We start from the raw sequence: 23580 nt of genomic DNA, 5'->3' as shown, positions 1-23580 counted from the left end.
CGCCAAGCTCGGGTCAGAGGCGGACATATGCAGCGCCGTCGTGCTGGCGTTGGGCCAGATGCGCGATGGCCGCGGGGACGACCGCGACACCCTCGACCAGCGCATCCGGGGCCAATCCGGCTGCATGCAGACTGTTCGCGCATGCGGTAATGCAAATGCCGGGGATGCCGTGTAGGGCCGCGATGTCGGGCGCGTTCTTCCCGTCCGCGGCCAACTGGGACACCGACGGGCCCTGCACGATGACTTCCACGATGGTGTCGGACATCCGTTCGTGCGCATTGCTGGCCACCTGCAGGGCCGTGGCCACATCCGGGAATGGTTCGGTGCCCGGACCTGCTAGGTGCAGCAGCAACCGCCAGGTCATGGTCGGGCCTTCGCGGAAACCCCGGCACCATCCCCGAGGCTTGCCTCCTCGAGTGATTCAAGGGGCGCGGCCGGGTCCTTGGCGCGCAGGCTCCGGCGCACAAGCCCGATCCACCAGGCCAATAGCAGCGCTCCCAGCAGGGAAGGCCAGGCCCAGCCCGGGAGCGCGGCATCGATCCGGGACGCCGCATCGGAGATCCGGTCCATCAGGGAAGCGGAGAGCAGGTCTGGCATGGTGAGTAGCCCCCCGGTGGTGAGCATGAGGATCCCGACGGTGATTGTTACGGTTCCTGCGATCAGCGCGCTGGTGTGGAAGCGGAACCGGCCCACAGTCACGGTGCGTCCGCGCAGCCACGTGGTGCGGAAACTGCCGGCGCGTCGCATGGCCGCGGCCACGCCGAGCACCGGCAGCACCATACCCAGCGCGTAGCTGGCCAGCAGCATGCCCCCGCCCAATGCGCTGCCGTTGGCCAGGATGAGGGTCAGGATTGCCCCCAGCACCGGTCCGGTGCAGAACCCCGCAACGCCGGCCACCGTCCCAAGCAACACCGCGCCCCACGGCGAGCCTACCGAGGCGCGTCGGCGCCGGGTGCGCGAGGGTAGCAGCCGGGACAGGTCGAAGCCGCCGCCCAAGACCTGGATGAGTCCCAGGGCGACGATGACCCAGGCGGCAGCGACCAGCAGGAGGTGGCGGTCAATGACCAGGACACCGCCGAGCCATCCGATGCCCAGGCCCAATGGGACCAGCGTGGCCAGCATGCCAGCCAGGAACGCGAGCCCTAGCACCCGCAGCCGGTGCCCGGAGGTCGCGGCATGGGCGAAGAACGCGGGCAGCAACATGGCGTTGCACGGGCTGAAGAGTCCGAGCACGCCACCGGCAAAAGCGAAAACCAGGCCTGCTTCCACTACTGCTGGCCTGCTTCGGTCTGCTGCAATTCGGCGTCAATGGCGGACACAAAGTTCTCCAGTGGCTGCGCGCCGACGAACGGCATCTGGTTGATCAGGAACACCGGGGTACTCATGACGGCCAGCTCTTGGGCTTCGTTGAGGTTGCGCTTCACCGCATCCTTGGCCTGTTTGCTGTCCATGTCGGCCAGGAACTGCTCCCCGTCCAGGCCCAGGTCCTCGGCGGTGGCCTTGAGGCTCTTCTCGCTGTAGGCGGATCCGGGGGCGATGGTGCCGCCTTCGGCCATGCGCGTATGAAAGGGCACGTAGCTTCCCTGCATGGCCGCGGCCTGTGCGGCGTGAGCGGCGGTCAGGGAGGCGTCGCCGAACAGGTCAAGGTCACGCCATTCAATGCGCAACTGTCCCTGGTCGACGTACTTGGTGATCAGTTCGGGCAGGGTGGATGCCGTCCACTTCGCGCAGTATGGGCACTGGAAGTCGGTGAAGGCGACCATGACCACCGGGGCATCCACATCACCCAGCGCAGTGGGATCCTGTGCCTCCCGTCGCGCCACATCGGGAAATGCGGGCGCCGGTGGGTTGGTGTCCTGCCCGGGGGCCTGTGAGCCGGGATTTTGGGCTGAGGCAGCCGGCGCAGCTGGACCCGGGGCCCGGTCGCCGACCGGCAGTTGCACGCCGATGAGCAGACCGATGGCCAGAGCCACGGGAATGGGTGCTATCCACAGCCACGGAACCTTGCGCCGTGTTCCAGACGTGCCCCCGCGCTCCGGTGCGGGCTTCCGGTTCTCGGTTTCTGCCTTGTTGTTCCCAGGGATCTGCTGCACGTTTTCGCTGCCTTCGGCTCGATTGGCTACTATGCTGCATAGTAGGTCTACTATTCTTTATAGTAGACAAGCGGTCCGAAGGGCAAACACGGGGACGCTCTCGGGAAGAATCACACATCAAGCACACGGAGGAACAATGAGACGCACGCAACGCTTGCTGATCGATTTCCGCCGCCGCCTGCCGCTGGCAGGCGCGGCGTTGCGCTGGTGGGGGTCCCGGCAATGGGCGGTGGCAGTGGCCTCGGCACTGGCCATGGCGCTGCTGCTGGGTTTCGCCACGGTACTAATCCCCAACGACGTCTTCAGCCGGGACATCCCGCCGATGCCGTGGAACTACCCCGTCTGGTTGGCCACCTCCGTCCTGACCGGCATGCTGGCCGCCAGCTACATCCGGCCAGCGGCCCCGGCAACCCCAGGGACCGCGGAACCAACCGACCGCACCTCCCGCTGGGGGATGGCCGGCGGTCTACTGGCCTGGTTCGCGATCGGCTGCCCGGTCTGCAACAAGATCGCCCTGTTGGCGCTGGGATATTCCGGAGCCATGACCTATTTCGCGCCGTTGCAGCCTTGGCTGGCGGCACTGGCCATGGTGCTGACTGTTCTTGCACTGGTGTTCCGACTGTCTGGGCAGCAGCAATGCGCGATACCCGGTCGCCAGGCCGCTGAGCGGGAAAGGATGGATTCATGACGACCTCCATTGAAGACACCGGCGAACTACCCTTCAAGCCCCGGGAGGCGCCCCCAGTAGGGGCACTGGAACGGCGTGTTTTGGACGTGCTTTGGAAGACCCGCCAGGCACACACCACGCGGGGCATGGTGCAGGAGCTCACGGCGCCGGGAGGCCAGAAACCCGCATACACGACCGTCGCCACCGTCTTGGGCCACCTGGTGGACAAGGCGCTGGCGGAACGCGAACTCATCGGCGGCGTATGGTCCTACCGTGCCACGCTCACCGGGTGCCAGTTCTCCGCCGCGCACATGGTGCGCACGCTGGGAGAGACCAACGACCGCCGGCGCTGCCTCACCCGCTTCGCCGGCATGCTCGACCCCCAGGACGCCGCCTTCCTCAAGTCCCTGCTCTAGTTGATCGGATCCTCACGGATTTCGTTGGTCATTAGAGGCCGGACAGTGTGGGGCTCGTCCAGGTCCAGGTCCAGGTCCACTTCCGCTCAGAAGGGACCCCTCGGGGATAACCCGGCGCATGGCCATGCTGAGCTCGCCCACAGTTCCGAGACAATCCGCCTCGCGGAAGCCGTGTGAGGGTTCCTGAACGAAATAGACGCGTCTGAATGTCTTGAAAAGCTAAAGCTTTTTGAGACTCTACCTAGAGTAGAAACTTGTCTCATCAAATACTTGGAAAACGCGGGCTGTATTTGTCTTATAAACTCGTCCCAACGTAAAACGTCTTACCTGCTTGCCGCACAGGGGTTTTTGAGTCACACTGGGCAGGTGAGGCATTTGGGATACACACGAGTGAGCACTTCGAGCCAAGACGCGGCCTTGCAACTCGACGCTCTTGCTGCAGCGGGGGTGCAGAAACGCGACGTGTTCGCCGATGTGACGTCCGGCAGCCGGAGCGCGATTGAGCGGCCTGGGATGAAGAAACTGCTCGAGTACGCGCAGTCCGGGGACACCGTGGTGGTCTGGCGAGTAGACCGGCTCGGGCGATCCCTGATCGATGTTTTGAACACCGTGAACCTCTTGCGCGAGCGCGGGGTGAATGTCCGCTCCATTTCCGATGGGATCGACCCGGCCACGTCGACCGGGCGGATGATGCTGAACATGCTGGCCTCGTTGGCCGAGTACGAGCGCGAGCTGATCGTTGAACGAGTCAATGCCGGCATTGCTGCCGCCCGGCAATCCGGAACCCGTTTCGGCCGGCCGGTCTCTGACCCGGCGGTGATTGCCGATAAGCTCGCGATCGCCAAAGATGCCCGCGCCAGGGGACGCACCGCCGAAGACGCAGCACGTCTGGTTGGCTGGAGCCGCGCGACGTTCTACCGCCACTTGGGCCAAGAATCCGCCTCTGTCAAGAGCCTGTGATCGGCCATGTCCCGGCGAAGCGAACCGCGCAGGGACGCACCGCTGGGACAAAACCAGAATGGCAGCAGTACCGTGAAAGCAGGAACCTCTTACAGCGGCCTGATCAAGGCAACGGCACGCTGGGAAATACTGCGGCAACACGTCGAAGACGGAGTGCCGCTGACGGTCTTGGCTGAGGAACACCATATCGGCCTGAGGACACTGCAGCGATGGCACCAGAGCTTCAAGCTCCAGGGGAAGCCTGGTCTGGAACCGGTGGCACAGGGCAAACGCGGACGCCGGATGCCCAGCGACTTCGTGAAGCTGGTCGAAGGCCTCGCCTTAGCTAAACTGCCCAGGACGACGGCAGCCATCCACCAGCAAGCTAACAAGGTGGCGCTCCACCAGGGGTGGGCACCGGTTTCCTACTCAACCATCCGCTCGATTGTCGGCGAGATAGATCCCGGGATGATGACACTGGCGCAGCAAGGCGCGGCGGTGTACCGCGATAAGTACGAACTGGTCTGGCGCCGCCGCGCCGAACGTCCGAACGCGGTGTGGCAGGCTGATCATACCGAGCTCGACATTCTGGTTTTTGACACTGGTCATCGGCCGGTTCGCCCGTGGCTCACCACGATCATGGATGATTACTCGCGAGCCCTGTGCGGGTACATGATCTTCACCGGTGCTCCCTCATCCTTGAATACGGCATTGGCGTTGCGTGAGGCGATCTGGCCCAAAAAGACAGCTGATTGGCCGATGTGCGGAATCCCTGATGTGCTCTACGTGGACCACGGAACCGATTTCACGAGCCACCACATGGCGCAGGCCGCCAGAGACCTGCACTTCGAAATCACTTTCTCTGCAGTAGCCCGGCCATAGGGCAGAGGAAAGATTGAGCGTTTCTTCGGTACGTTGAATACCGAGCTTTTGGCCCGGCTACCGGGTTACTTGCACAACGTACGCAATCCCAAACCCGGACTATCGATTAGTGAACTGGACACGGCGCTAGGTGAGTTCATTGGGCAGAATTACCACCAGCGTGAACACCAAGAGATCAAAGAAACACCTCAAAAAGCGTGGCAGGGCAACGGCTGGTTGCCGCGTCTGCCTGAATCCATCGATGAACTGAACCTGCTGCTGCTCACGGTCGCCAAACCTCGAATCGTCCACCGCGATGGGGTGCACTTCCAAGGGCTACGCTACATATCTCCCTTGCTGGCTGCCTATGTCGGAGAATCCGTCATCCTTCGCTACGACCCGCGAGACGTTGCCGAGATTCAGGTCTTTCATCGTGGCCAGCACATCTGCAAAGCTGTGGATCCCACGCACGAACGATCCATCATGACCTTTAAGGACATCCAGAAAGCACGCTCTGCACGAAAGCGTCAGCTGCGCGGACAAATCAATGAACGAATCGCCACCGTCGCGGAATTTCTACCGGCCGGGCAACCAACCACGGAGGCACCCCAGCCTGATCCGGCGGTCCACCGAACCAAGAAAACGAAGCTGCGCACTTACGCGGAGGACGAGTAATGGGACCAACAACTTTTATCGCAACGAAGGAGCACCGCCGCTTCACTGAGTTCGCCAATGCGGTGCGTCGGCAGCGGACTATCGGGGTCTGCTATGGACAAGCTGGAATTGGCAAAACCCTATCGGCTAAACGTTATGCCAACTGGAGCCCGAAAACCGAGGCGTTAATAGAGGAATGGGGCCGACGGGAGGACAGTGACCTCCAGATCTACAAGGATCTGGCCAAAACGCGGACCGTCTTCTTCACCCCAGGGGTTCTGACGACGCCTAAGCAAATCAAGGATGAACTCTCTCTGGTCACCACCCGGACCTCGATCTGTATCCATCAACATCTCGATACTTTAGGTGCCACGACGGGCCCGATGAATCAAGACAAGCATGTTGAGCTGATCATCGTCGACGAGTCGGAGCGACTCAACGCCACTGCCTTAGAAGTGCTACGAGATAGGTATGACAGGAACAATATCGCGCTGATGCTGATTGGGATGCCTGGCATCGAAAAGCAGTTCAGTCGATACCCTCAGCTCTATAGCCGTGTTGGTTTTGCTCACGAGTACCGTCCGCTTGCTCAGGATGAACTGCATTTCGTTCTGCAACGAAAGTGGCGTGCCCTCGGAAAAACTCTGGACTTGGAGGACTTCACCGATACGCAAGCTGTCGCGGCGATCGCCCGTATCACGCGCGGTAATTTCCGGCTGATCGATCGACTCTTCACACAGATGCAGCGAGTCATGAAAATCAATGAGCTGGACACGATTACCGATGATGTTGTTGAAGCTGCGCGATCCACGCTAGTGATCGGAATCAGTTGAACCGCCAATATTAGGTGCGCAGAAACCGCCAAACGAAGTTAACAATCACATGCATACTGCACTAGGAATCTGCTTTTTTCTGTTTGCCGGTCAGGCTTTGGATTATGAACGTAAGCCCGTGAAAGAACGTCTGTTCGGCGCGGTTTGGTTCCTGTAGTCCCGCTGATAGCGCCTCGGTGAAGGCGTGGGAGGACTGAGTATCGGCCTCCCATACGGTGCTCGGCGCTGTAGCGTCCAGAGCCGAGCCCAATACGAACGAATCAATAATGGTGTTCGCTTGCAGGCGTTCCTTCGGCTCAAAACCAGCCATGGCAAACGCTTCAGTGAGCGCGTCATAGACTCTAAGCGTTGTTTGATCCCGGACCGAATGGCTGGTGAAGAGCGGAATCAATCTTGGGTGCTTGGCGTAGGAATCCCCATACTCCATGGCGATCTGGCGAACTGCCTCCTGCCAGTCAACCCGGTCCAGCTCGGACAGTTGGATTTCGGACATGGCACGCCCGCGCATCAGCTCGATGATTTCGGCCTTACCGCCGACGTGGTTATAGAGCGAAGGTGACGTCAGCTAGAGCGCTTTTGCCATTACCCCAGGGTGAACTCGCCGTGTGCATTGACAAGCCTGAGCGCGGCGTTGGTAATCGCCGCTGTGCTGAGCTTTGGGTTCGGTGGCCTAGTCATGCAGTCTTCCTTTGCTTCGGGATTCTTTGACTAGAACATACACAGATCAAACGAAAAACATTCGTTATATATCTTGAGGTGAACCAAATGCAAGAAGTTCTCGCACTGAACCCACCGCTCTCTCCGGCGCGCACCGGAGAAAAGGTATGTGGTGATAGCAGCATCGCAGTGATTCACCGGTCTCGGTAATCTCGTCCCACAGGATATTCGCGTGCTGTAGCAATCGTAGGCGGGGCATGACCACGAAGACCGGATTGAAGTTACGGGTCTCGCCATAGGAGGCACCGAGCACATGGCCCGGCTCGTATTGCTCGAGCATGAGCACCTCGTGGCCGCCGAGCCCATCGCTTAGTCGCCGATGACCAGATAGTAAACGTCGATACTCACCTGAACGGCCTAGAACGAGATGCCGCAGAATGCGCATTCGGAAGTCGTGTCCAGGTGCACTAACGTAAGAAACATGGGCGCTCTTGCGCTTGGCGCAGGAACTGGGAGGCAAAAGACTGTTGGAAACGCTACAACTCGCTGCGCTGCTAGGGCTTAGCGCAGCAGTTTTCGTCGGTGCATCCACACAAAGAATCTCTGGCATGGGATTCGCGCTGGTCTCCTCGCCTTTCCTCGTGATGGTCTTGGGGCCTTTCCACGGGGTCATGGTGGTTAATTTCCTTGGTGCCTGCAGCAGTTTTCTCATCCTCATTCAGGTCTTCCGCGACGTTGAGTATAAGAAAATTCTGCTGATGCTGATACCTGCGGTAGTCATGACGATTCCTGGTGCGTGGGTGGCTTCCAAACTTGGCGGACCGTGGCTTTCTGTCGGTATCGCGGCGATGGTTATTCTTGCGTTGCTCTCAAGCTTCATGGTGCGCAATCTGCGCGCCGCACAGAGCAAGGGGCTGGCCGTTGGTGCCGGGGCGATCTCCGGATTTATGTCCGTCACCGCTGGGGTCTCGGGGCCTGCCATTGCCGGTTACGCGGTAGCTAGCCGTTGGCCGCAGGCTAAATTCGCGATTTCCGTGCAGCTGTACTTCTTTGTCTTGGCTATCGCCTCACTCCTGGCAAAAGGCGGAATGCCCGAACTTCATTGGACTCAATGGATTGGCTGTCTTGTAGCAATGGTTTTAGGTATCCTGCTGGGCAACTACCTTGCCCCCAAGATTCCAGATAAATTCAGTAGGGCCTTTGTCATCATCGTTGCGTTCTCTGGTGCCATCACATTGATGATCAACGGGCTAACCCAAGCCTTGGCCTAAGCCGACGCCGGATGAATATCTGCCAATGAGACAATTAGAAGTGTGCGGACCGAAGCGAACATTGAAACCCAAGGTAAACCGGCCACAGAACTCGAGATTGAGCGGCAGGCATTGTGGGCCGGGTTTTTCTGTTCCATCCTCGGATTAGTTGTCGGCTTTATCCTCTTTGTGGGTAACCGACCGGGTTTGTCTGGTGGGCTCTCCGTCGGTGCGGTGGCAGCCACCACCGGTGGCATCTGCGCAGCATTAGTCAGTGTCATCGCATTTCGACGGCTGCTAGTCTCCCGCGAACCGTGGCTCAGGCGGATCCCCAAGTGGCGGCAGATCGTGACGATGCTGGGCCTGCTGCTGGTTCATGCGGCGAGCACGATCATGATTTTGATGGTCGCTTTCCACTTGATGCAGCAGGCATTTTTTGGACTACATGTTGACGTAGTCGCTGGTGCGCTGCTTGTCAGCGGTGCCACCGGCCTCAGCGCATACCTTTGCCTGGTGGCTACGGCACGCACAAATGCCCAGACACTGTCGGTCATTCTGGGAATCTTCATGGCTTCGGGCGTCGTCATCAGCATGCTGTTGGCAGAAGACCGCGGCTGGTGGCAGTCGATGTTCTCCGCCCTAGGTACATACGACGCGGGCATCGGATCTTTTTGGACCTTCAACACCACGCTGGTGATCTCGGGCCTCGTGCTGGCAGCATTTACTGAATTCATGACGCGTGACCTAGCCAGGCTCGCCCGAACCTACCGATGCCGCCCCGGTTTTGAGAAGTACCGAATTTCCAAGTTCGTCCGACCACGCCCGAGTATCGTTCGTTGGTGTCTGCTCGCGGTCGCGCTAGGCGTCATCCTGATCGGAGTCGTCCCGGTCAACGTTGCTCCCGACGTGCATGGCGCTTTTGTGCAGCTTGCAGCTATCGGCATGGTGGTGCTTTTGATCAGCACTGCTGCATTGCTCCCGGGATACCCCGTGATCTTCCATCTGATGTCACTGACAGCACTCGGTGCCCTGTGGCTTGCATTCTTGCTGTGGCAGGAATGGAACTACTACAACCTCACCGGGTTTGAACTTGCCGTCGTGGCAATCATCTTCACGTGGATTTCGGTGTTCATCCGAACTACCTCGGCGCTGATCCACGATAAGAAGCAACAGCTGCGCAAGGAAAAACGAGCGCGTCGACGCGAACAACGCGAGCAAATTACAACAGGCCCGGAAACAGGCGGTGCATCTTCCGAACCATCTTTTGAACATCAGGAAATCCGTCGAAATGGGGAGGACGCAGGATTCCAAACTCGATAGCCTAGAAAATATGTTGATCTCCGAGATGCTGTATCTGCTGCTAACCAAGGACGACGGACAACCGGAAACGGTGATGAGCTCCTATAAATACGGGATGAACTCGGCCATCCTTGCCGACCTGATCTTGGCAGGACGAATCGGGCTCACCGATGACCCGAATCCGCGGATCACCCTCGTTGGCGCTGGACCCATCGCTGACCCTGTCTTAGAGCACTCGCTGGACAAGCTTGAAGGCAAAGACGGGATAAATCTCGATTCTGCCGTAGCCATCAATGGGCTATGCAATATTCGCCTGGTCACCGACTCGCTGGCCAAGCAGGGAATTGTCGAATATGGCGAGCGAGGATTATTGGGCTTAGGCAAGGCACCGGTCCGTGTGCTCAATGGGCAGCTGGAACGTCAGTTCCGCAGTGGATTGAGCTTGGTGCTCCAGAGTCAGCGTGAGGCCGCAACCCATGAGGCCACGCTGCTTTCCATCATTCACGGCATGGGTGTGCTGCAGCAGGTGCTGGCCGAAGAAATTGAGCCGCTCGGTGTGGAACGCGCTCAAGCACGAATCAGGGAAGTAGCCACCGATTCCAGGGCAGGTGATGCGGTCCGCAAAGCGGTCGCCACGATGAACGAAGCCGTCACAAAGAACACCATCCTGCCCGGCGCCAGCTAAAGCACTGTCTTAGGCAGGCTGCTCAACCAGGCCCGAATGCATCACTACGTCGACGGTTGCCTGATAATGATTGCGCAATAATTGGCCCAGCTTTTCGGCGTCACGAGCCAGCGCAGCGTCAAGAATGTCTGCGTGCTCCTGTTCGACGTCGCGGGCCACTGCTGCCTGTGACGGCGCGGCCCAGCGCCGGTAGAGCTCGGTGAAGTTCGCCAGATCGCCGGAGAGCTTGAGCATCGGCTGGCATTCGCAAGGCGCTAAGAGCTGGTGGTGAAACTCGCGGTGCGCCTGCGACCACTGCGGGTTCACCCGATCTGGTTCTTCAGGCAGGCGCCGAGGGGTGCGCGATAATTTATGGTGTATCGCGATCAGTGAGGATTCCCAGCTGACTGTACCGCGTTCCGCGGCAAGCTTCGCGGCCAGGGCTTCGGTGACACACCGCAATTCGGTGATGTCGGCCAGCTCGCTCAGATTCAGATCAGGGACAAAAAATCCGCGGTTCGGCCGGATGGTGACCAAGTTTTCACCGGCAAGGCGGGTTAATGACTCGCGGATCACCGTGGTGCTGGTGCTGAACTGTTCGGCCAACGTGGTTGGCTGCAAGCGATCCCCAGGGGACCAAAAGCCGTCCAAAATGGTCCGGCGAATTCCCTCTAGCGAATGCGTTGATGCTTTTGCCATGCTGGTCTCCTCAGTATTTGCCGAACACTTGTGAATGGCAATCAAAAATAATCATATTATGGTTGCGTGCTCAGAGTATTGAGCGACTGGGCTAACTTGTAAATAACTGGCAGTTTCAGCCGACCCTTTACGCAGGCGCACAGCGCGCTTAGGCTCAGGGCATGTCAGTGATGCTGCGTACTATCCAGACCGCCGTGCCCGCTACGATCCTGAAACAAGATGAGGTCCGTGATGTCTTCGCAGTGCAACCAGGGCTAACCCGCCTGGGCCAACGCCTGATCTCCACCTCCTTTGATTCCTCAGCGATTAATACCCGCTATAGCTGTGTTGCGGATTTTGATACGCTCAACCCACCGGCGAATCCGCTGTTCTACGACGCGCGCACCCAACAGCTTCATTCGCCAAGCACCGCGACGAGAAACAACGAATATGTGGCGCACGCACCGGAACTATTCATCGCAGCGGCACGTAAAGCGCTGGAAGCCTGCCCCGATATAGCGGCAGATGAAATCACCCACGTGATTACGGTGTCCTGCACGGGCTTTTACAACCCCGGCCCGGACTATCAAATTGTGCGCGCGCTGGGCTTACGTCCCAACACTGTGCGCCACCACCTAGGCTTCATGGGCTGCTACGCGGCGTTCCCTGCGCTGCGTGCTGCCCGGGATTTCTGCCTGGCAGATCCGCACGCAACGGTATTGGTGGTGTGCGCCGAACTCTGCACGCTGCATGTGCGCAGTTCCAACGATCCGGACACCATCATGGGTTCTGCGCTCTTTGCCGACGGGGCCGCTGCGGCTCTGGTGACCCAGCGCGGCAACACGGGACTGGATATGGACGCCTTTGAAACCGTGCTGACCCCGGTCGGCGAGGAAGCCATGGCGTGGAACATTGGCGATGAAGGCTTCGAGATGGTGCTTGGCACCTACGTCCCGCATATTATCGATGACCACATCAGCGGCGCACTGGAACCGCTCTTTGCCAAAGACGCAGCGCCAGCACTGCAGGTTTCACAGATCAAGCACTGGGGGATCCATCCCGGCGGCCGAGCGATCCTGGATCGGGTGCAAAACCGGCTGGGACTCAGCGAGGTCCAGCTGGAGCCCGCCCGCAGAATCCTCGCCGACTACGGCAACATGTCCAGTGCCACGGTGCTATTTGTGCTCAAGGAAATTATGGAGAATCCGGCGGCTAAGGCCGGGGAACGAGTCTGCGCCATGGCCTTCGGTCCGGGACTGACGGTGGAAACCGGGCTGTTCACCGTGCGCCCGGACGCCTGATGTTCGAGCTCGTCCGCGCGAAGGACGCCGTCGAAGAAATGGACAGGCCCGACTGCGACCCGGTACTTCTGCGCCGGACCTACGCACAATTTCCACTGGTTAATCGGGCAGTGGCTGGGTGGGGCAGGCTTTACGCCGAGCTCATTGTGGATCAGCTGCCCGCGCACCGGCCAGCCACCTTGCTGGATATCGGCTGCGGTGGCGGGGATATCACCATCATGCTGGCCAAACGAGCGTGGGCCGAGGGGATCAACCTCAAAGTTCTGGGAATCGACCCCGATGAACGAGCCTTCCACTATGCGCACGGTGCCGGCCAAAAATCCGGGTTGCCCGCAAGCCGCCTCGAATTCCGCCAGTGCGACAGCAGCCAGCTGGTCGCGCAGGAGGCCCAGTTTGATGTGGTCATCTCCAACCACCTGCTCCATCATCTCGATGAGCAGCAATTCTCCGGACTGCTGGCGGACTCGCAGCGACTGGCCACCGGCCGAGCAATGCACGCCGATATCCGCCGCTCACGGCTAGCGGCGGTGCTCTTCGGGGCGGCGACACTGCCGCTGGCAGGCAGTTCCTTCATCCGGCGCGACGGATTGCTTTCCATCAGGCGCAGTTCCACCCCCGTCGAGCTGGCTCGGCGTGTGCCCGCCCGGTGGCGGGTAGAAGAACGCCGCCCCTTTCGGAACCTGCTGCTCTGGGAACCGGCCCATGCATTGTGACATCGCCATCATCGGCGCCGGACCGGTGGGATTAACCCTCGCCATCTTGCTAACTAAACGCGGCCATCGCGTGCAAGTCTTCGAAAAACGTCAGGAGATGGGCGAGCATTCGCGAGCAATCGGGTTGCATCCACCGGCCCTGGAAATATTGCAGGAAGCCGGAATTGCTGAACAGCTCACGCGCCAAGGCCTGCAGATCCGCAAGGGAATGGGAGTCTTCGCGTCAGGTCACAGCGCGGCTCTCGATTTTGCGCGCATCCCCGGTAACTACCCATATGTGCTGACATTGCCACAACGCCAAACCCAGTTGCTCTTGCGAGAGGCGCTGGAAGAGCTGGCACCACAGGCTCTTCAGCAAGGTTGCCGCTTCCAACGCGTGCTGGGGCAGGGCAGCGATAGCGTGCACTTCACCGTGCAGCACAGCAATGCAAAACTCCAGGTCCATGGTGCCCGGTGGCTGATTGGCGCCGACGGGGTGGATTCGGCAGTACGCCGTGCCTTAGCGGTGCCGTGGCGCGGCAAAACACTGCCCGATGCCTACCGTATGGGAGATTATCCCGATGCCAGCGGTTTGGGCGACGCCGCGGTACTCTACCTGCATCCACACGGAATTATCGAATCCTTTCCGCTGCCCGGCGAGCAACGCCGCTGGGTGGCGCACCGTCCTAAAAACCAAAGCATGTCGTTGGAAGAACTCGTCCACCAACGCACCGGCCACCGGCTAGCGCAACACTCACGCACCATGCACAGCGACTTCACGACAGCACAATGTGCGGTGCCGAATATGGTCCACGGCCAAACTATCCTCATCGGCGACGCCGCCCACCAGATCAGCCCGATTGGCGGCCAAGGCCTCGCACTCGGGCTCCTCGACGCAGGGGCGCTCGCCGAGGTGCTGAGTGCCGGGGCCGCCAGGCAAAAATTAGCGGCCTTTGAGCGGACCCGGTTATCCGCCGCACGGCTTGCTGCCCGCCGTGCGCACCTGAACATGATGCTCGGCCGGCCGCTTCCGCAATGGTTCAGTGGCCCGCGCGACGCGGTGCTCTCACGGATTTTAGCGAACCGGGAACTGCACGATTCAGTAGCCAGAATTTTCACCATGACCGACTCGTTGATGCGTGCCCAAACTCACCGCCAACATCCAGTAGATACGTGAAACAATAGGTAGCAATGACTTCCAGCGACTCCACCACACTTTCCGCCGTTGAGCGTAAGGTCCTGCGCACCGAGCAGGCCGCCGCGCAGCGTGCCCAGCAACTCCGCATTTCCAAGTCCCGAGCCCAGGCCGAAGGCCGCGCTCAGGTCGTTCCGACGGCCGAAGGCTGGAAGCAGGAGATGGGCGCCGATGGCCGCCCCGAGCTGCAGTTCGCCACCAAGCGCCGCGTCTCCCAGCCGCCAACGCACTTGGCCGACCTCTCCCTGGCCGAGCGCCAGGCCAAGCTGAAGGAACTGGGCCTGCCCGCCTTCCGCGCCAAGCAGCTGTCGACGCACTACTTCACCCACTACACCACCGACCCGGAGAAGATGAGCGATCTTCCCAAGGAGCGCCGCGCGGAACTCGCCGAGGCGATGTTCCCGAAGCTGCTCACCGAGGTGAAGCGCCTGGAAACCGACGATGGCAAGACCATCAAGTTCCTCTGGCGCCTCTTCGACGGTTCGCTCATTGAGTCCGTGCTGATGCGCTACCCGGGCCGCATCACCCTGTGCATCTCTTCGCAATGCGGTTGCGGTATGAACTGCCCATTCTGCGCCACCGGCCAGGCCGGGCTGACCCGCAACATGTCCACCGCCGAAATTCTGGATCAGATCGTCCAGGCCAACCGCGTGATCGCCGAGGGCGGTCTGGGCGGACAGAAGCACCCAGATGAGCGCGTGGGCAACATCGTTTTCATGGGCATGGGTGAGCCACTGGCCAACTACAAGCGCGTGATGAACGCCGTGCACCGTATGGTCGCCGACGCCCCTGAGGGCTTGGGCATGAGCGCGCGTGGCATCACCATCTCCACCGTGGGTCTGGTTCCTGCCATCCGCAAACTGGCCGAAGAAAACGTCCCGGTGACCTTCGCTCTGTCGCTGCATGCACCGGATGACGAGCTGCGCGATGAACTGATCCCGGTCAACTCAAAGTGGAAGGTCGACGAGGCGCTAGACGCCGCGTTTGACTACTACGTGAAGACCGGACGCCGCGTCTCCATCGAATACGCGCTGATCAAGGACATGAATGACCACGAGTGGCGTGCAGAAATGCTCGCGAAGAAGCTCAACGCCCGTGGCCGCGGCTGGGTCCATGTGAACCCGATCCCGCTGAACCCGGTACCGGGCTCGGTCTGGACACGAAGCGAGAAGGACATCACCAGCAAGTTCGTGCGCCGGTTGGACAGCCTCGGCGTGCCAACCACGCTGCGCGATACTCGTGGTAAGGAAATCGACGGCGCCTGCGGACAGCTCGCAGCCGACGAAGACTAATCTTCAGTTACCCAAGAGCCCTGCCACACGTGAAAGCGTGAGGCAGGGCTCTTGCCATGTGTGGCGGCTAAACGTGCCTGACGGGTATGGTTCAGATATGGCCGTTTCAGACCCGCTTTTTCTCGACAAGACCAACCCCGAGCTGTGGAACTCCATTGGGAAGTTCTCCGCTCAAGTTGCCAAATCCTACCGCGCTGCAGGCATCAGCGATCGCACCGCCGAACTGATCAACCTGCGCGTCTCACAGATCAACGGCTGCGCCTACTGCTTAGACCTGCACACCCGTAAGGCACTGGCTACCGGCGAAACAATGCAACGCATCGTCTTGCTCAGCACGTGGGATGAATGCGGCGGGCACTTCGACGAATTTGAATGCGCGGTCCTAGCGATCGCCGAGGCCACCACCGACCTACCCAGCCCCGAGGAACGCATCGCCGCGGTTGCCTCGGCGCGGCTACTGCTCAACGATGAGCAGGTTGCAGCGATCCAATGGATCGCGGTGGCAATGAACGCGTTTAATCGCATCTCCATCCTTTCGCGCCACCCGGTGAAGGAAAAAGAACTAGGTCAAGGAACGGCTAAATGAAAGTCTCAAACCGTGGCCAGGTACCGCCCTTTGAAGTCATGCAAATCGTCGATACGGTAGCCACCATGCGTGCCGCCGGCCACGACGTGATCTCCTTGTGCGTCGGGGAACCTGGCGGGGGAGCTCCGGCTGCCGTCAACGAGCTCGCCTCAAAACTCCATGCCGAGCAGGCAGACTTTGGCTACACCTCCACTAGCGGTTTAGAGCCCACGCGTCAGGCCCTGTCCGATCATTATCGGCTGACCTACGGTGTTCAGATCCCGGCGGAGAACTTCGTGATGACCGCGGGATCCTCCGGCGCATTCCAACTGGCATTTCTCGCGGCGTTCGACCAGGGGGACATCGTCGCACTGGCTCGCCCCGGATACCCGGCTTACGCCAACATCTTGCAAGCGCTAGGACTGAACGTCGTGGATTTGCCTACCGGCCCCGCGCAGCGTTTTCAGCCGACCGTCGAGCTGCTGGAAGCGGCGATAAAGCAGCACGGTCGTCTCGACGGGCTGGTCATCGCCTCCCCGAACAATCCCACCGGCACCATGCTCAGCGCCGAAGAACTCGAAACCTTGGCTAGCTGGTGTCAGGCCAACGGGGTGCGGCTAATTAGTGACGAAATTTACCACGGCATCGAGTTTGTCCCGGAGCGTAAGGGCCACACCTCCTGGGAGTACTCGCGCTCCAGCATTGTGGTGTCCTCGTTCTCCAAATACTGGGGGATGACCGGCTGGCGTCTGGGCTGGATGATCGTCCCGGATGACATGCTGGCGGTGGTCGATGGGTTGGCCTCGAACCTGGCGCTTTGTGCCCCAGCGCCAGCACAACGCGCGGTTCTCGCAGCATTCGAACCCGACAGTCTTCAAGAAGCAGAAGGCCGCGTGCGCGAGTTTGCGCGCACCCGCGAACTGGTATTGGGTAGTCTCGACAAGCTCGGAATTATTGCGGCCGCCCCGGCTGACGGTGCGTTTTATCTCTACGGGAAACTCTCGCCCCAGGTGCTTGCTCAGTTCGGCTCGGCTTCGGTTTTTTGTGCCGCGGTGCTGGAAGAAGCGCAGGTGGCGCTCACCCCAGGCGGTGACTTTGACCCGTTCGAGGGGAACCTATTTATCCGGTTATCCTTCGCAGCCGGCTATCACCGGGTGGCCGAAGCACTGGACCGAGTCGAAGAATTCCTGAAAAGGAATATGTAGCGCCAGACAGTTATGCACAGTTCGACGAGGTAGCTGGTTGCTTAGCCGCCTAGGGGGTGAAGCTGAGATGAATCACTGATCATCTGCCAGCTAGGAGCCCTGCGATGAGCGACTTCCCGCTTCCCGTCGACCACGAATGTCTCGCCTGCTATATGTACCGCGTTGCCGGGCAATCGCCGTGCGACGGATCCTTGCGCGTACTGAAGGAGTACCGCGATCACAGCGCGCCGCGGGCCACCGCCTTAGAACGTAAAATTCGGTTGCTGGGCGGTTACTGCGACTGCGAGGTTCTCATGAACGCCTTGCGTCCGGCAGGCACCGAAGCGATCCGAGCGATAGATCGCGGCGATGACTTGATCTGCAAAGGAGTACGCCGCGGCTGTATTCAACCCTGCGAACAGTGGATGATACGCCGCGGCGTGCAATGGGCCGGCGGGCAATTCCGCAGCCGGGGTGCTTAAAACTCTTAGTCCTCGATCACGTGGGACTGGTTGTTCTTCTTTTTCTTGCTCGCCATCTGGGCTTTGAGCAGTTCGATCAGGATCGGAATGATCGAGATGAAGACGATCAGGATGAAGATGATGTCGATATTGTCTTTGATCCAGGTGAACTGACCCAGCCAGAAGCCTAACAAGGTCACACCGACGCCCCACAACAAGGCACCAATAAGGTTATAGGCGACGAACGTCTTGTGGTTCATCTTGGCTACACCAGCGATCACCGGCACGAAGGTGCGCACCACGGGGACGAAGCGTGCAAGGATGACCGCGCGGCCACCGAACTTCTCAAAGAATCCGTGTGCTCGCTCCACGTTCGCCTGCGAGAAGAACCGGGAATCTGGCTTCTTGAAGATCGCCGGACCCGTCTTCTTACCAATCATGTAGCCAGTCTGATCACCGGCAAAGGCACAGACAAAGATTGACAGGGCAAAAAGCCACAGTGGGACATGAATCGTTCCGGCCGCGATGAGCATGCCCACGGTAAAGAGCATGGAATCGCCTGGCAGGAAGAACCCGACAAGTAGTCCGGTCTCCGCGAAAACGATGCCGCAGACTAACAGGACGACCCATGGGCCTAAGGCCGGGTCGTTAAGGAAGACAACAGGATTCAGCCAGTCGGGCAGGAACGCTGCTCCGAGGGTTGGCGTCCCGAACTGCGTCATGAGCGAGAGGAAAGAAGTTTGATCTAGCACGCTCAAAGACTACGGTAAATCGCTGTGAGTTTCCCAGAGAGCTGGCCATATTGCTCCTGCGCCCGCAGACACTAATTCCATGCAGAATAACGGTATTTAGGCCATTGACCGGCACAGATCTTAGCAATGTGTGCACGGAGCGGATCGGAGGCAAATCGCTGACGATGCATCACAAGTTGCCAAGGTCACAGCCTATGCGCGGTTTCAAGTCATCTGGTTCTCGAATTCTCACCGCTACGCACCTGCAGGGCAGCACCGGCATGACAACGGTCATGGTCATGACATGACTTTCTGCTCTTCTCAGCGTGAGGCATCGCGCGAAGACTATAAGTATGCAAACGCTGATTAAAACCGAAGCAGTTTCGCTGACCGGGTTGACCAAGACCTTCTCCACCTCGCGCACCAAGGTCCAGGCGGTCAAAGGAATCGACCTGCAAATCCCCACCGGGCAAATAGTGGCTTTTTTGGGGCCCAATGGTGCCGGGAAAACGACCACCATTGACATGATCCTTGGGCTGACCAAACCGACCGCAGGTGCCGCGAAAATCCTCGGTCTTGACCCGCCCCAGGCGGTTTCCTCCGGACGCGTCTCGGCCGTCCTCCAAACCGGAGGGCTACTGAGAGATATGACGGTGAAGGAAACCGTGACGGTCATTGCCTCGATGCACGGCAAGTCCGATCGCATCAACGAGGTCATGGAACGAACGGGCCTGACCCGCATCGCTAAACGGCGTGTGGGCAAGTGCTCCGGTGGTGAACAGCAACGCATCAAATTCGCGCTGGCCTTACTTCCGGATCCGGACGTGCTGATCCTCGACGAGCCGACGGCCGGCATGGACGTGATGGCACGCCGCGAATTCTGGTCCACGATGCGATCCGAAGCCACCCAAGGGCGCACCGTCATTTTTGCCACGCACTACTTAGAAGAGGCGCAAAACTTCGCCGAACGAACCATCTTGATGAGCCAAGGAAAAATCGTCGCCGACGGTGCCACCGCCGAATTACGTCAGCTCATATCTGGCCGCACGCTCAGTGCGTCGTTCACCTCAGAAGATCAGGGGGAGCAGGCGGCAACATTTGATCAGTCGGTGCAGATTACCGAACGCAACGGCTCACGTTTCGCCTTCCAATGCCAAAACTCGGACCGCTTTGCCGCTGCGCTGCTGGGCGAATACCAAGCCTACGATCTAGAAATTTCCTCCCCGAGCCTGGAAGACGCCTTCATCCAGCTGACCAAGGACGCCTCATGATGACCACATATATCCGGGTAGAGTTCGCCCGGCACTTCCGCGACGGGTACAACCTCATCTTCGCGTTGTTGCTCCCGGCAGCCATGTACATTCTGTTCGGCAACATTCCCAGCTACACCGCCTTCGACCTGGGCGCCGGCAACGTGAAGTTCTACCTGATGATTTCCATGGCCGCCTACGGCGCAGCAGTCAGCACCGTGGCGATCGCCGGCACCGTCGCGACCGAGACGATGCAGGGCTGGGGCCGACAAATCGCGCTGACCAAAATGCCACCGGCGGTATTCGTTGGCAGCAAGATGATCGTCGCGGCAACCGTCGCCGGAATTTCCGCGGCCATAGTCTTCGCCTTGGGCGCCGCCACCGGAGCGCAAGTGAACGAACCGTGGATCTGGGGTGCCAGCTACCTGATCGTCCTGCTCGGCGCGATGATCTTCGCCTGTTACGGGATCGGGGTGGGGATGGTCTTCAAATCGGAATCCGCCCTCGGTCTGGCCTCCGGGCTGATGGTGTTCTTCGCCTTCTTCGGAAATGTGTTCATGCCCTTGGAAGGTGGCATGTTAGACGCCGCCCGTTTCACCCCAATGTTCGGCTATGTCGCGTTGGCACGCTACCCGCTGCTCAAGGATATGCCGTCAGGAGTAGAGATGGCGCCGGATCCATTGTGGATGCCAACGGCTAACCTTGTGGCATGGGCAATCATTTTCGCGCTCTTCGCGGTAGTAGCAACCAGGAAAGCCAAGGCGCGCCAGTGAAGCTAAACGCACAAGGTACCAACCAAGCCCCAGAAGAGGCTTGCGACTTCGGCGATGAGCAGAAGTTCTGGGACCGCTGGGGTTGGATGGTGGCCGGAGTATGGATCATCTTCTTGGTCTTCCCCATCCTTGACCTGCTCGTCGAAGACTATCCGCTGCCCACCAGAATCATTGGGCTAAGCCTGGTGGTGTTGTTCGCAGCCATTTACCTTGGGGCTTATGCGAAATATTCGTGGATCGTCGGCCAAGGCGGAACCGATCAACGCCGAGCGCACGTGTATTTCCTGATGCTCTGCGCCATCATCGTCATTGGCGTCCCGGTGACCGGATTAACCGTCATGGGTTTGTTCCCGTTCATCACCTCTTATGCCGCGTTCCTGCTGACCAAAAAATGGACCATCACCACCTATGCCACGGTGCTGGTGGCCTGCTTTGCGCTGCCGGTGTACTTCGGGAAATTCACGGACGCAATTTTCCTGATTGGCCTGAACATTGTCTTGATGGTGGTGTACGTAATTACCGTCGCCGCCATCACCCGCTCGACTGACGCCGAGCGGATCCGGGCCGATTTTCTTGTGGTGGCCGAGCAAGAACGCGTGGCCAGGGATGTTCACGACGGCATCGGGCACTCGTTGACGGCGCTGAATTTGAAAGCGCAATTGGCTTTGCGGCTCATGGATGAAAAGCAGTACCTGCAGGCTCGTGGCGAGTTGGTGCAACTGAGCGAGTTGGCGGTCGATGCCTTGGACTCGGTGCGCACCACCGTCCAAGGACTTAACCGTCAAGATCTGGACATTGAATTGGCCGAGCTACAACATGCGTGCAATGACAACAACCTCGAATTTACGGTAGCCGGAACCGCCGAGCAGATCCCGTTGCAGCATCGCTCGCACGTGGCGTGGATCCTGCGTGAAGCGGTGACCAACGTGCTGCGTCACGCGCACGCAAGCACGGTGGTGCTGCATATCGAACCGGGCCAAGTCAGTATCGACGATGACGGGGATGGGTGCCAAGGAAATAGCCCCGGACATGGCATCAGGGGAATGCAAGAACGCGCCCGACAGTTCGATGCCAGCTGTACAGTGGGGGCATCACGGCTGGGCGGAACCAGCGTGCAAGTAGTCTTTGATGCCAAGGAGGCCCGGTGATTCGAGTACTCATCGCCGATGACCAGCACCTGGTCCGCGGGGCTTTGGCTGCCCTGTTAAATCTGGAAGCAGACATCAACGTGGTTGCCGAATGCGCCGACGGAGATGAAGTGGCCCCGGCCTTGGACACCCAGCCGGCAGATATTGCGCTACTCGATGTGCAGATGCCGCGCCAGGACGGATTGCGTACCGCCGCCGAACTGAAAACCAGCCACCCTGAGGTTAAAGTGCTGATCCTGACCACCTTCGACCGGCCAGGCTATTTCCGCCAAGCCTTTGAAGCGGGAGCCCACGGATTCCTCGTCAAAGATTCGCCGCCTGCCGAGCTGATGGCGGCAATCCGCCGGGTCTACTCCGGGGACAAGGTGGTCGACCCGCAGCGCGCCATGCTCAGCGTCGAAACACAGAACAACCCGCTGACCGAGCGGGAAAGAGAAATTTTGGGCTTAGCCGCAACCGGTGCCCCGGTGTCAAAGATCGCCTCCACGGTCCACCTGAGCGCCGGAACCGTGCGCAATCACCTGTCTAACGCGATCGGCAAAACCAATACAACCAACCGCATTGAGGCGGCCCGTATCGCCGCTGACCAGGGCTGGATCTAACGCGTCGCGAAGTGGGTGATCAGCCCGATGACCCACACCGAGGTGGCCAGCAACACGCAGCCAAATTCGACGATGATGCCCAACCCCATGGCTTTGAGTGTCGCCCACGACGAGGCGAGGGCCCCAGCAAATTTACGGTGCCGGGCCGCTTCACCGATAAACAGTCCCAGCGCAAAACCAATAAACAACCCCACTACTGGGATGATAAACGCCCCAGCAATTGCACCGATCAGCCCCCAGAAGATCGAGCCCTTAGGGATCTGATGTTGTTTGAGCTTGCGCCCGGTCAGCACCGCGGAGGCGGACCAGCCCAAGGCGGCGATCAGCATGCCGAGCCCCGCCGCCCACCAGGAAGCCCCCGAACCAAGCAGCCACCCCCAACCCAACAGGGTCACAATGGTCAGCAGCGATCCGGGAAGGACCGGGATAATCGTGCCTAAGGCGGAAACGATCAGCAGCAATCCGGCAATAACGGTGTAAATAATCTGTGCATCCACCCCCTTAGTGTGGCACGGTGAAGTCAAGAATAACTTTTGGGCACGAGCAAAATCTTGAGGTGTTTGATGAGTCAGCAGCAACACGGCACCATCGGTGTGCAGATCACTAACCACGTAGCCACGCTTACCCTGAATAACCCCACCCAGTACAACGCACTGACCAAGGACATGTGTCTTGAACTGGTCGGCGCGTTTTCCGGATTATCCGTTGACCCGCAGGTGCGCGCGATCCTCATCACCGGGGCCGGGGCAAACTTCAGCGCGGGCATCGCCATTGACCAAATGGATCTGGTGCTCTTTGACGAGCCGGTGGACGGGGAACTGGTCAACCATTTTGATCTGGTGGATCGGGCGATCACTAGCTGTCCGAAGCCGACCATCGCGGTGGTGCGGGGAAACTGTTTTGGCGGGGCCTGGCAGCTGGCTTCGGCCTGCGATATCCAGTTAGCGGCGGACACTACCCGGCTGGCGATCACCCCGGCCAAGGTTGGGTTGGTTTTCCCGCGTCCGGGTGTGGAGCGTTTGGTGCAAACCGTGGGGCCAAGCCGCGCCAAATACCTACTCTTTAGCGGCGCGGAAATCTCCATGGAGCAAGCCGCAGCCTGGGGCCTGTTTACGCAGGTGGTCCCCAAGGAGAAACTCGAAAGCCAACTGGCGACGCTAATCTTCCAAATGGACGCAAATTCCGCGTTCTCCATAGTGCACACCAAACAGGCCATCACCATGAGTACCGCGAGCACCCCGGACTCGTTGTCCGACTCCTATTGGGCGCAGCTTTGGGAACACAACGCTCGCAGCGAAGACCTGGCCGAGGGCCGTGCCGCCTTCGCTGCGAAACGTCGTCCAGAATTTACCTGGGTCTCACCGGAGAACTAAAA

The 23580-nt window shown here is 59.7% G+C and carries 28 protein-coding genes; 21 read left to right on the top strand and 7 right to left on the bottom strand.

Annotated features, from left to right (window positions below; genetic code table 11):
- Window positions 1-13: 13 nt before the first annotated feature.
- From IEX04_RS02155 to IEX04_RS02145, 3 genes are read right to left on the bottom strand one after another with little or no spacing between them, the layout of a single operon-like run.
- Window positions 14-364 (bottom strand): DsrE family protein, encoded by a 351-nt coding sequence (locus IEX04_RS02155; protein WP_188683325.1) that lies wholly within the window; start codon window positions 362-364, stop codon window positions 14-16.
- Window positions 361-1269 carry a cytochrome c biogenesis CcdA family protein gene (locus IEX04_RS02150; protein WP_188683323.1) on the bottom strand — a complete coding sequence of 303 codons (909 nt, stop codon included), beginning with the start codon at window positions 1267-1269 and terminating at the stop codon, window positions 361-363. The genes IEX04_RS02155 and IEX04_RS02150 overlap by 4 nt, the downstream gene beginning before the upstream one ends.
- Window positions 1269-2093 (bottom strand): DsbA family protein, encoded by an 825-nt coding sequence (locus IEX04_RS02145; RefSeq protein WP_188683321.1) that lies wholly within the window; start codon window positions 2091-2093, stop codon window positions 1269-1271. The genes IEX04_RS02150 and IEX04_RS02145 overlap by 1 nt, the downstream gene beginning before the upstream one ends.
- Window positions 2094-2292: 199 nt before the next feature.
- Between IEX04_RS02145 and IEX04_RS02140 the strand changes: the two genes are divergently transcribed.
- The 6 genes from IEX04_RS02140 (at window position 2293) to IEX04_RS02120 (ending at window position 6463) form a co-directional block, all read left to right on the top strand.
- Window positions 2293-2781: a hypothetical protein gene (locus IEX04_RS02140; protein WP_308422389.1), complete on the top strand. Its 489-nt coding sequence runs from the start codon at window positions 2293-2295 to the stop codon at window positions 2779-2781.
- Entirely contained in the window at window positions 2778-3176 is a 399-nt protein-coding gene (locus IEX04_RS02135; RefSeq protein WP_007273052.1) for a BlaI/MecI/CopY family transcriptional regulator, read from the top strand. Before IEX04_RS02140 ends, IEX04_RS02135 begins: the two co-directional genes overlap by 4 nt.
- Window positions 3177-3542: 366 nt before the next feature.
- A complete protein-coding gene (locus IEX04_RS02130; RefSeq protein WP_035762867.1) occupies window positions 3543-4136 on the top strand; it encodes a recombinase family protein in 594 nt (197 codons plus the stop codon).
- 6 nt (window positions 4137-4142) lie between these two features.
- Window positions 4143-4997, top strand: coding sequence for a TnsB C-terminal domain-containing protein (locus IEX04_RS18655; protein ID WP_229676949.1), 855 nt, complete (start codon window positions 4143-4145; stop codon window positions 4995-4997).
- 33 nt (window positions 4998-5030) lie between these two features.
- Window positions 5031-5651, top strand: a complete 621-nt coding sequence (locus IEX04_RS18650; protein WP_229676948.1) for a Mu transposase C-terminal domain-containing protein — start codon at window positions 5031-5033, stop codon at window positions 5649-5651.
- Window positions 5651-6463, top strand: a complete 813-nt coding sequence (locus tag IEX04_RS02120; RefSeq protein ID WP_188683319.1) for an AAA family ATPase — start codon at window positions 5651-5653, stop codon at window positions 6461-6463. The genes IEX04_RS18650 and IEX04_RS02120 overlap by 1 nt, the downstream gene beginning before the upstream one ends.
- A 61-nt stretch (window positions 6464-6524) precedes the next feature.
- Here IEX04_RS02120 and IEX04_RS02115 read toward each other — a convergent pair whose 3' ends face one another.
- Entirely contained in the window at window positions 6525-6956 is a 432-nt protein-coding gene (locus IEX04_RS02115; protein ID WP_188683316.1) for a TetR/AcrR family transcriptional regulator C-terminal domain-containing protein, read from the bottom strand.
- A 661-nt stretch (window positions 6957-7617) separates the two neighbouring features.
- Here IEX04_RS02115 and IEX04_RS02110 point away from each other — a divergent pair.
- From IEX04_RS02110 to IEX04_RS02100, 3 genes are read left to right on the top strand one after another with little or no spacing between them, the layout of a single operon-like run.
- The gene (locus tag IEX04_RS02110) at window positions 7618-8391 is read left to right on the top strand and encodes a sulfite exporter TauE/SafE family protein (RefSeq protein WP_194446428.1); all 774 of its coding nucleotides are present in this window, start codon (window positions 7618-7620) and stop codon (window positions 8389-8391) included.
- A gap of 42 nt (window positions 8392-8433) precedes the next feature.
- The gene (locus IEX04_RS02105) at window positions 8434-9690 is read left to right on the top strand and encodes a hypothetical protein (protein ID WP_188683312.1); all 1257 of its coding nucleotides are present in this window, start codon (window positions 8434-8436) and stop codon (window positions 9688-9690) included.
- Window positions 9659-10354 (top strand): GOLPH3/VPS74 family protein, encoded by a 696-nt coding sequence (locus tag IEX04_RS02100; protein WP_229676947.1) that lies wholly within the window; start codon window positions 9659-9661, stop codon window positions 10352-10354. Before IEX04_RS02105 ends, IEX04_RS02100 begins: the two co-directional genes overlap by 32 nt.
- Window positions 10355-10363: 9 nt before the next feature.
- Here the strand turns inward: IEX04_RS02100 and IEX04_RS02095 are convergent, their stop codons facing one another.
- Entirely contained in the window at window positions 10364-11032 is a 669-nt protein-coding gene (locus IEX04_RS02095; RefSeq protein WP_188683308.1) for a GntR family transcriptional regulator, read from the bottom strand.
- Window positions 11033-11193: 161 nt separating this feature from the next.
- Here IEX04_RS02095 and IEX04_RS02090 point away from each other — a divergent pair, with 161 nt between their 5' ends.
- From IEX04_RS02090 to IEX04_RS02060, 7 genes are all read left to right on the top strand, one after another.
- The gene (locus IEX04_RS02090; RefSeq protein ID WP_188683306.1) at window positions 11194-12312 is read left to right on the top strand and encodes a type III polyketide synthase; all 1119 of its coding nucleotides are present in this window, start codon (window positions 11194-11196) and stop codon (window positions 12310-12312) included.
- Window positions 12312-13025 (top strand): methyltransferase domain-containing protein, encoded by a 714-nt coding sequence (locus IEX04_RS02085; RefSeq protein WP_188683304.1) that lies wholly within the window; start codon window positions 12312-12314, stop codon window positions 13023-13025. Before IEX04_RS02090 ends, IEX04_RS02085 begins: the two co-directional genes overlap by 1 nt.
- Window positions 13015-14181, top strand: coding sequence for an FAD-dependent oxidoreductase (locus tag IEX04_RS02080; RefSeq protein WP_188683303.1), 1167 nt, complete (start codon window positions 13015-13017; stop codon window positions 14179-14181). Before IEX04_RS02085 ends, IEX04_RS02080 begins: the two co-directional genes overlap by 11 nt.
- A gap of 14 nt (window positions 14182-14195) precedes the next feature.
- The gene (gene rlmN, locus IEX04_RS02075; protein WP_229676946.1) at window positions 14196-15491 is read left to right on the top strand and encodes a dual-specificity RNA methyltransferase RlmN; all 1296 of its coding nucleotides are present in this window, start codon (window positions 14196-14198) and stop codon (window positions 15489-15491) included.
- A gap of 97 nt (window positions 15492-15588) precedes the next feature.
- Window positions 15589-16077, top strand: a complete 489-nt coding sequence (locus tag IEX04_RS02070; RefSeq protein ID WP_188683301.1) for a carboxymuconolactone decarboxylase family protein — start codon at window positions 15589-15591, stop codon at window positions 16075-16077.
- Complete coding sequence (locus IEX04_RS02065) at window positions 16074-17261, top strand: pyridoxal phosphate-dependent aminotransferase (RefSeq protein ID WP_188683298.1); 1188 nt, start codon at window positions 16074-16076, stop codon at window positions 17259-17261. Before IEX04_RS02070 ends, IEX04_RS02065 begins: the two co-directional genes overlap by 4 nt.
- A gap of 104 nt (window positions 17262-17365) precedes the next feature.
- Window positions 17366-17722 carry a DUF2695 domain-containing protein gene (locus tag IEX04_RS02060; protein ID WP_188683297.1) on the top strand — a complete coding sequence of 119 codons (357 nt, stop codon included), beginning with the start codon at window positions 17366-17368 and terminating at the stop codon, window positions 17720-17722.
- Window positions 17723-17727: 5 nt separating this feature from the next.
- On the opposite strand, the gene IEX04_RS02055 is transcribed toward IEX04_RS02060, so the two are convergent.
- Entirely contained in the window at window positions 17728-18423 is a 696-nt protein-coding gene (locus IEX04_RS02055; RefSeq protein ID WP_188684049.1) for a DedA family protein, read from the bottom strand.
- Window positions 18424-18785: 362 nt separating this feature from the next.
- Here IEX04_RS02055 and IEX04_RS02050 point away from each other — a divergent pair, with 362 nt between their 5' ends.
- Genes IEX04_RS02050 through IEX04_RS02035 form a run of 4 tightly spaced genes read left to right on the top strand, consistent with a single transcriptional unit; the run spans window position 18786 to window position 22205 of the window.
- On the top strand, window positions 18786-19703 hold the full coding sequence (locus IEX04_RS02050; protein WP_096253902.1) for an ABC transporter ATP-binding protein: 918 nt from the start codon (window positions 18786-18788) through the stop codon (window positions 19701-19703).
- Window positions 19700-20455, top strand: coding sequence for an ABC transporter permease (locus tag IEX04_RS02045; RefSeq protein ID WP_096253903.1), 756 nt, complete (start codon window positions 19700-19702; stop codon window positions 20453-20455). The genes IEX04_RS02050 and IEX04_RS02045 overlap by 4 nt, the downstream gene beginning before the upstream one ends.
- Complete coding sequence (locus tag IEX04_RS02040) at window positions 20452-21603, top strand: sensor histidine kinase (RefSeq protein WP_188683295.1); 1152 nt, start codon at window positions 20452-20454, stop codon at window positions 21601-21603. The genes IEX04_RS02045 and IEX04_RS02040 overlap by 4 nt, the downstream gene beginning before the upstream one ends.
- On the top strand, window positions 21600-22205 hold the full coding sequence (locus IEX04_RS02035; RefSeq protein WP_188683293.1) for a response regulator transcription factor: 606 nt from the start codon (window positions 21600-21602) through the stop codon (window positions 22203-22205). The genes IEX04_RS02040 and IEX04_RS02035 overlap by 4 nt, the downstream gene beginning before the upstream one ends.
- On the opposite strand, the gene IEX04_RS02030 is transcribed toward IEX04_RS02035, so the two are convergent.
- Window positions 22202-22702 (bottom strand): DUF456 domain-containing protein, encoded by a 501-nt coding sequence (locus tag IEX04_RS02030; RefSeq protein ID WP_188683291.1) that lies wholly within the window; start codon window positions 22700-22702, stop codon window positions 22202-22204. The genes IEX04_RS02035 and IEX04_RS02030 overlap by 4 nt on opposite strands.
- Window positions 22703-22768: 66 nt before the next feature.
- On the opposite strand from IEX04_RS02030, the gene IEX04_RS02025 reads away from it, so the two are divergent.
- Entirely contained in the window at window positions 22769-23578 is an 810-nt protein-coding gene (locus tag IEX04_RS02025) for an enoyl-CoA hydratase/isomerase family protein (protein ID WP_096253907.1), read from the top strand.
- Window positions 23579-23580: the final 2 nt, after the last annotated feature.

Source organism: Glutamicibacter ardleyensis (assembly GCF_014644555.1).
Lineage (GTDB): Bacteria > Actinomycetota > Actinomycetes > Actinomycetales > Micrococcaceae > Glutamicibacter > Glutamicibacter bergerei.
The sequence above is the reverse complement of the archived record's forward strand: the minus strand, read 5'-3'. Positions and strand labels throughout refer to the sequence as shown.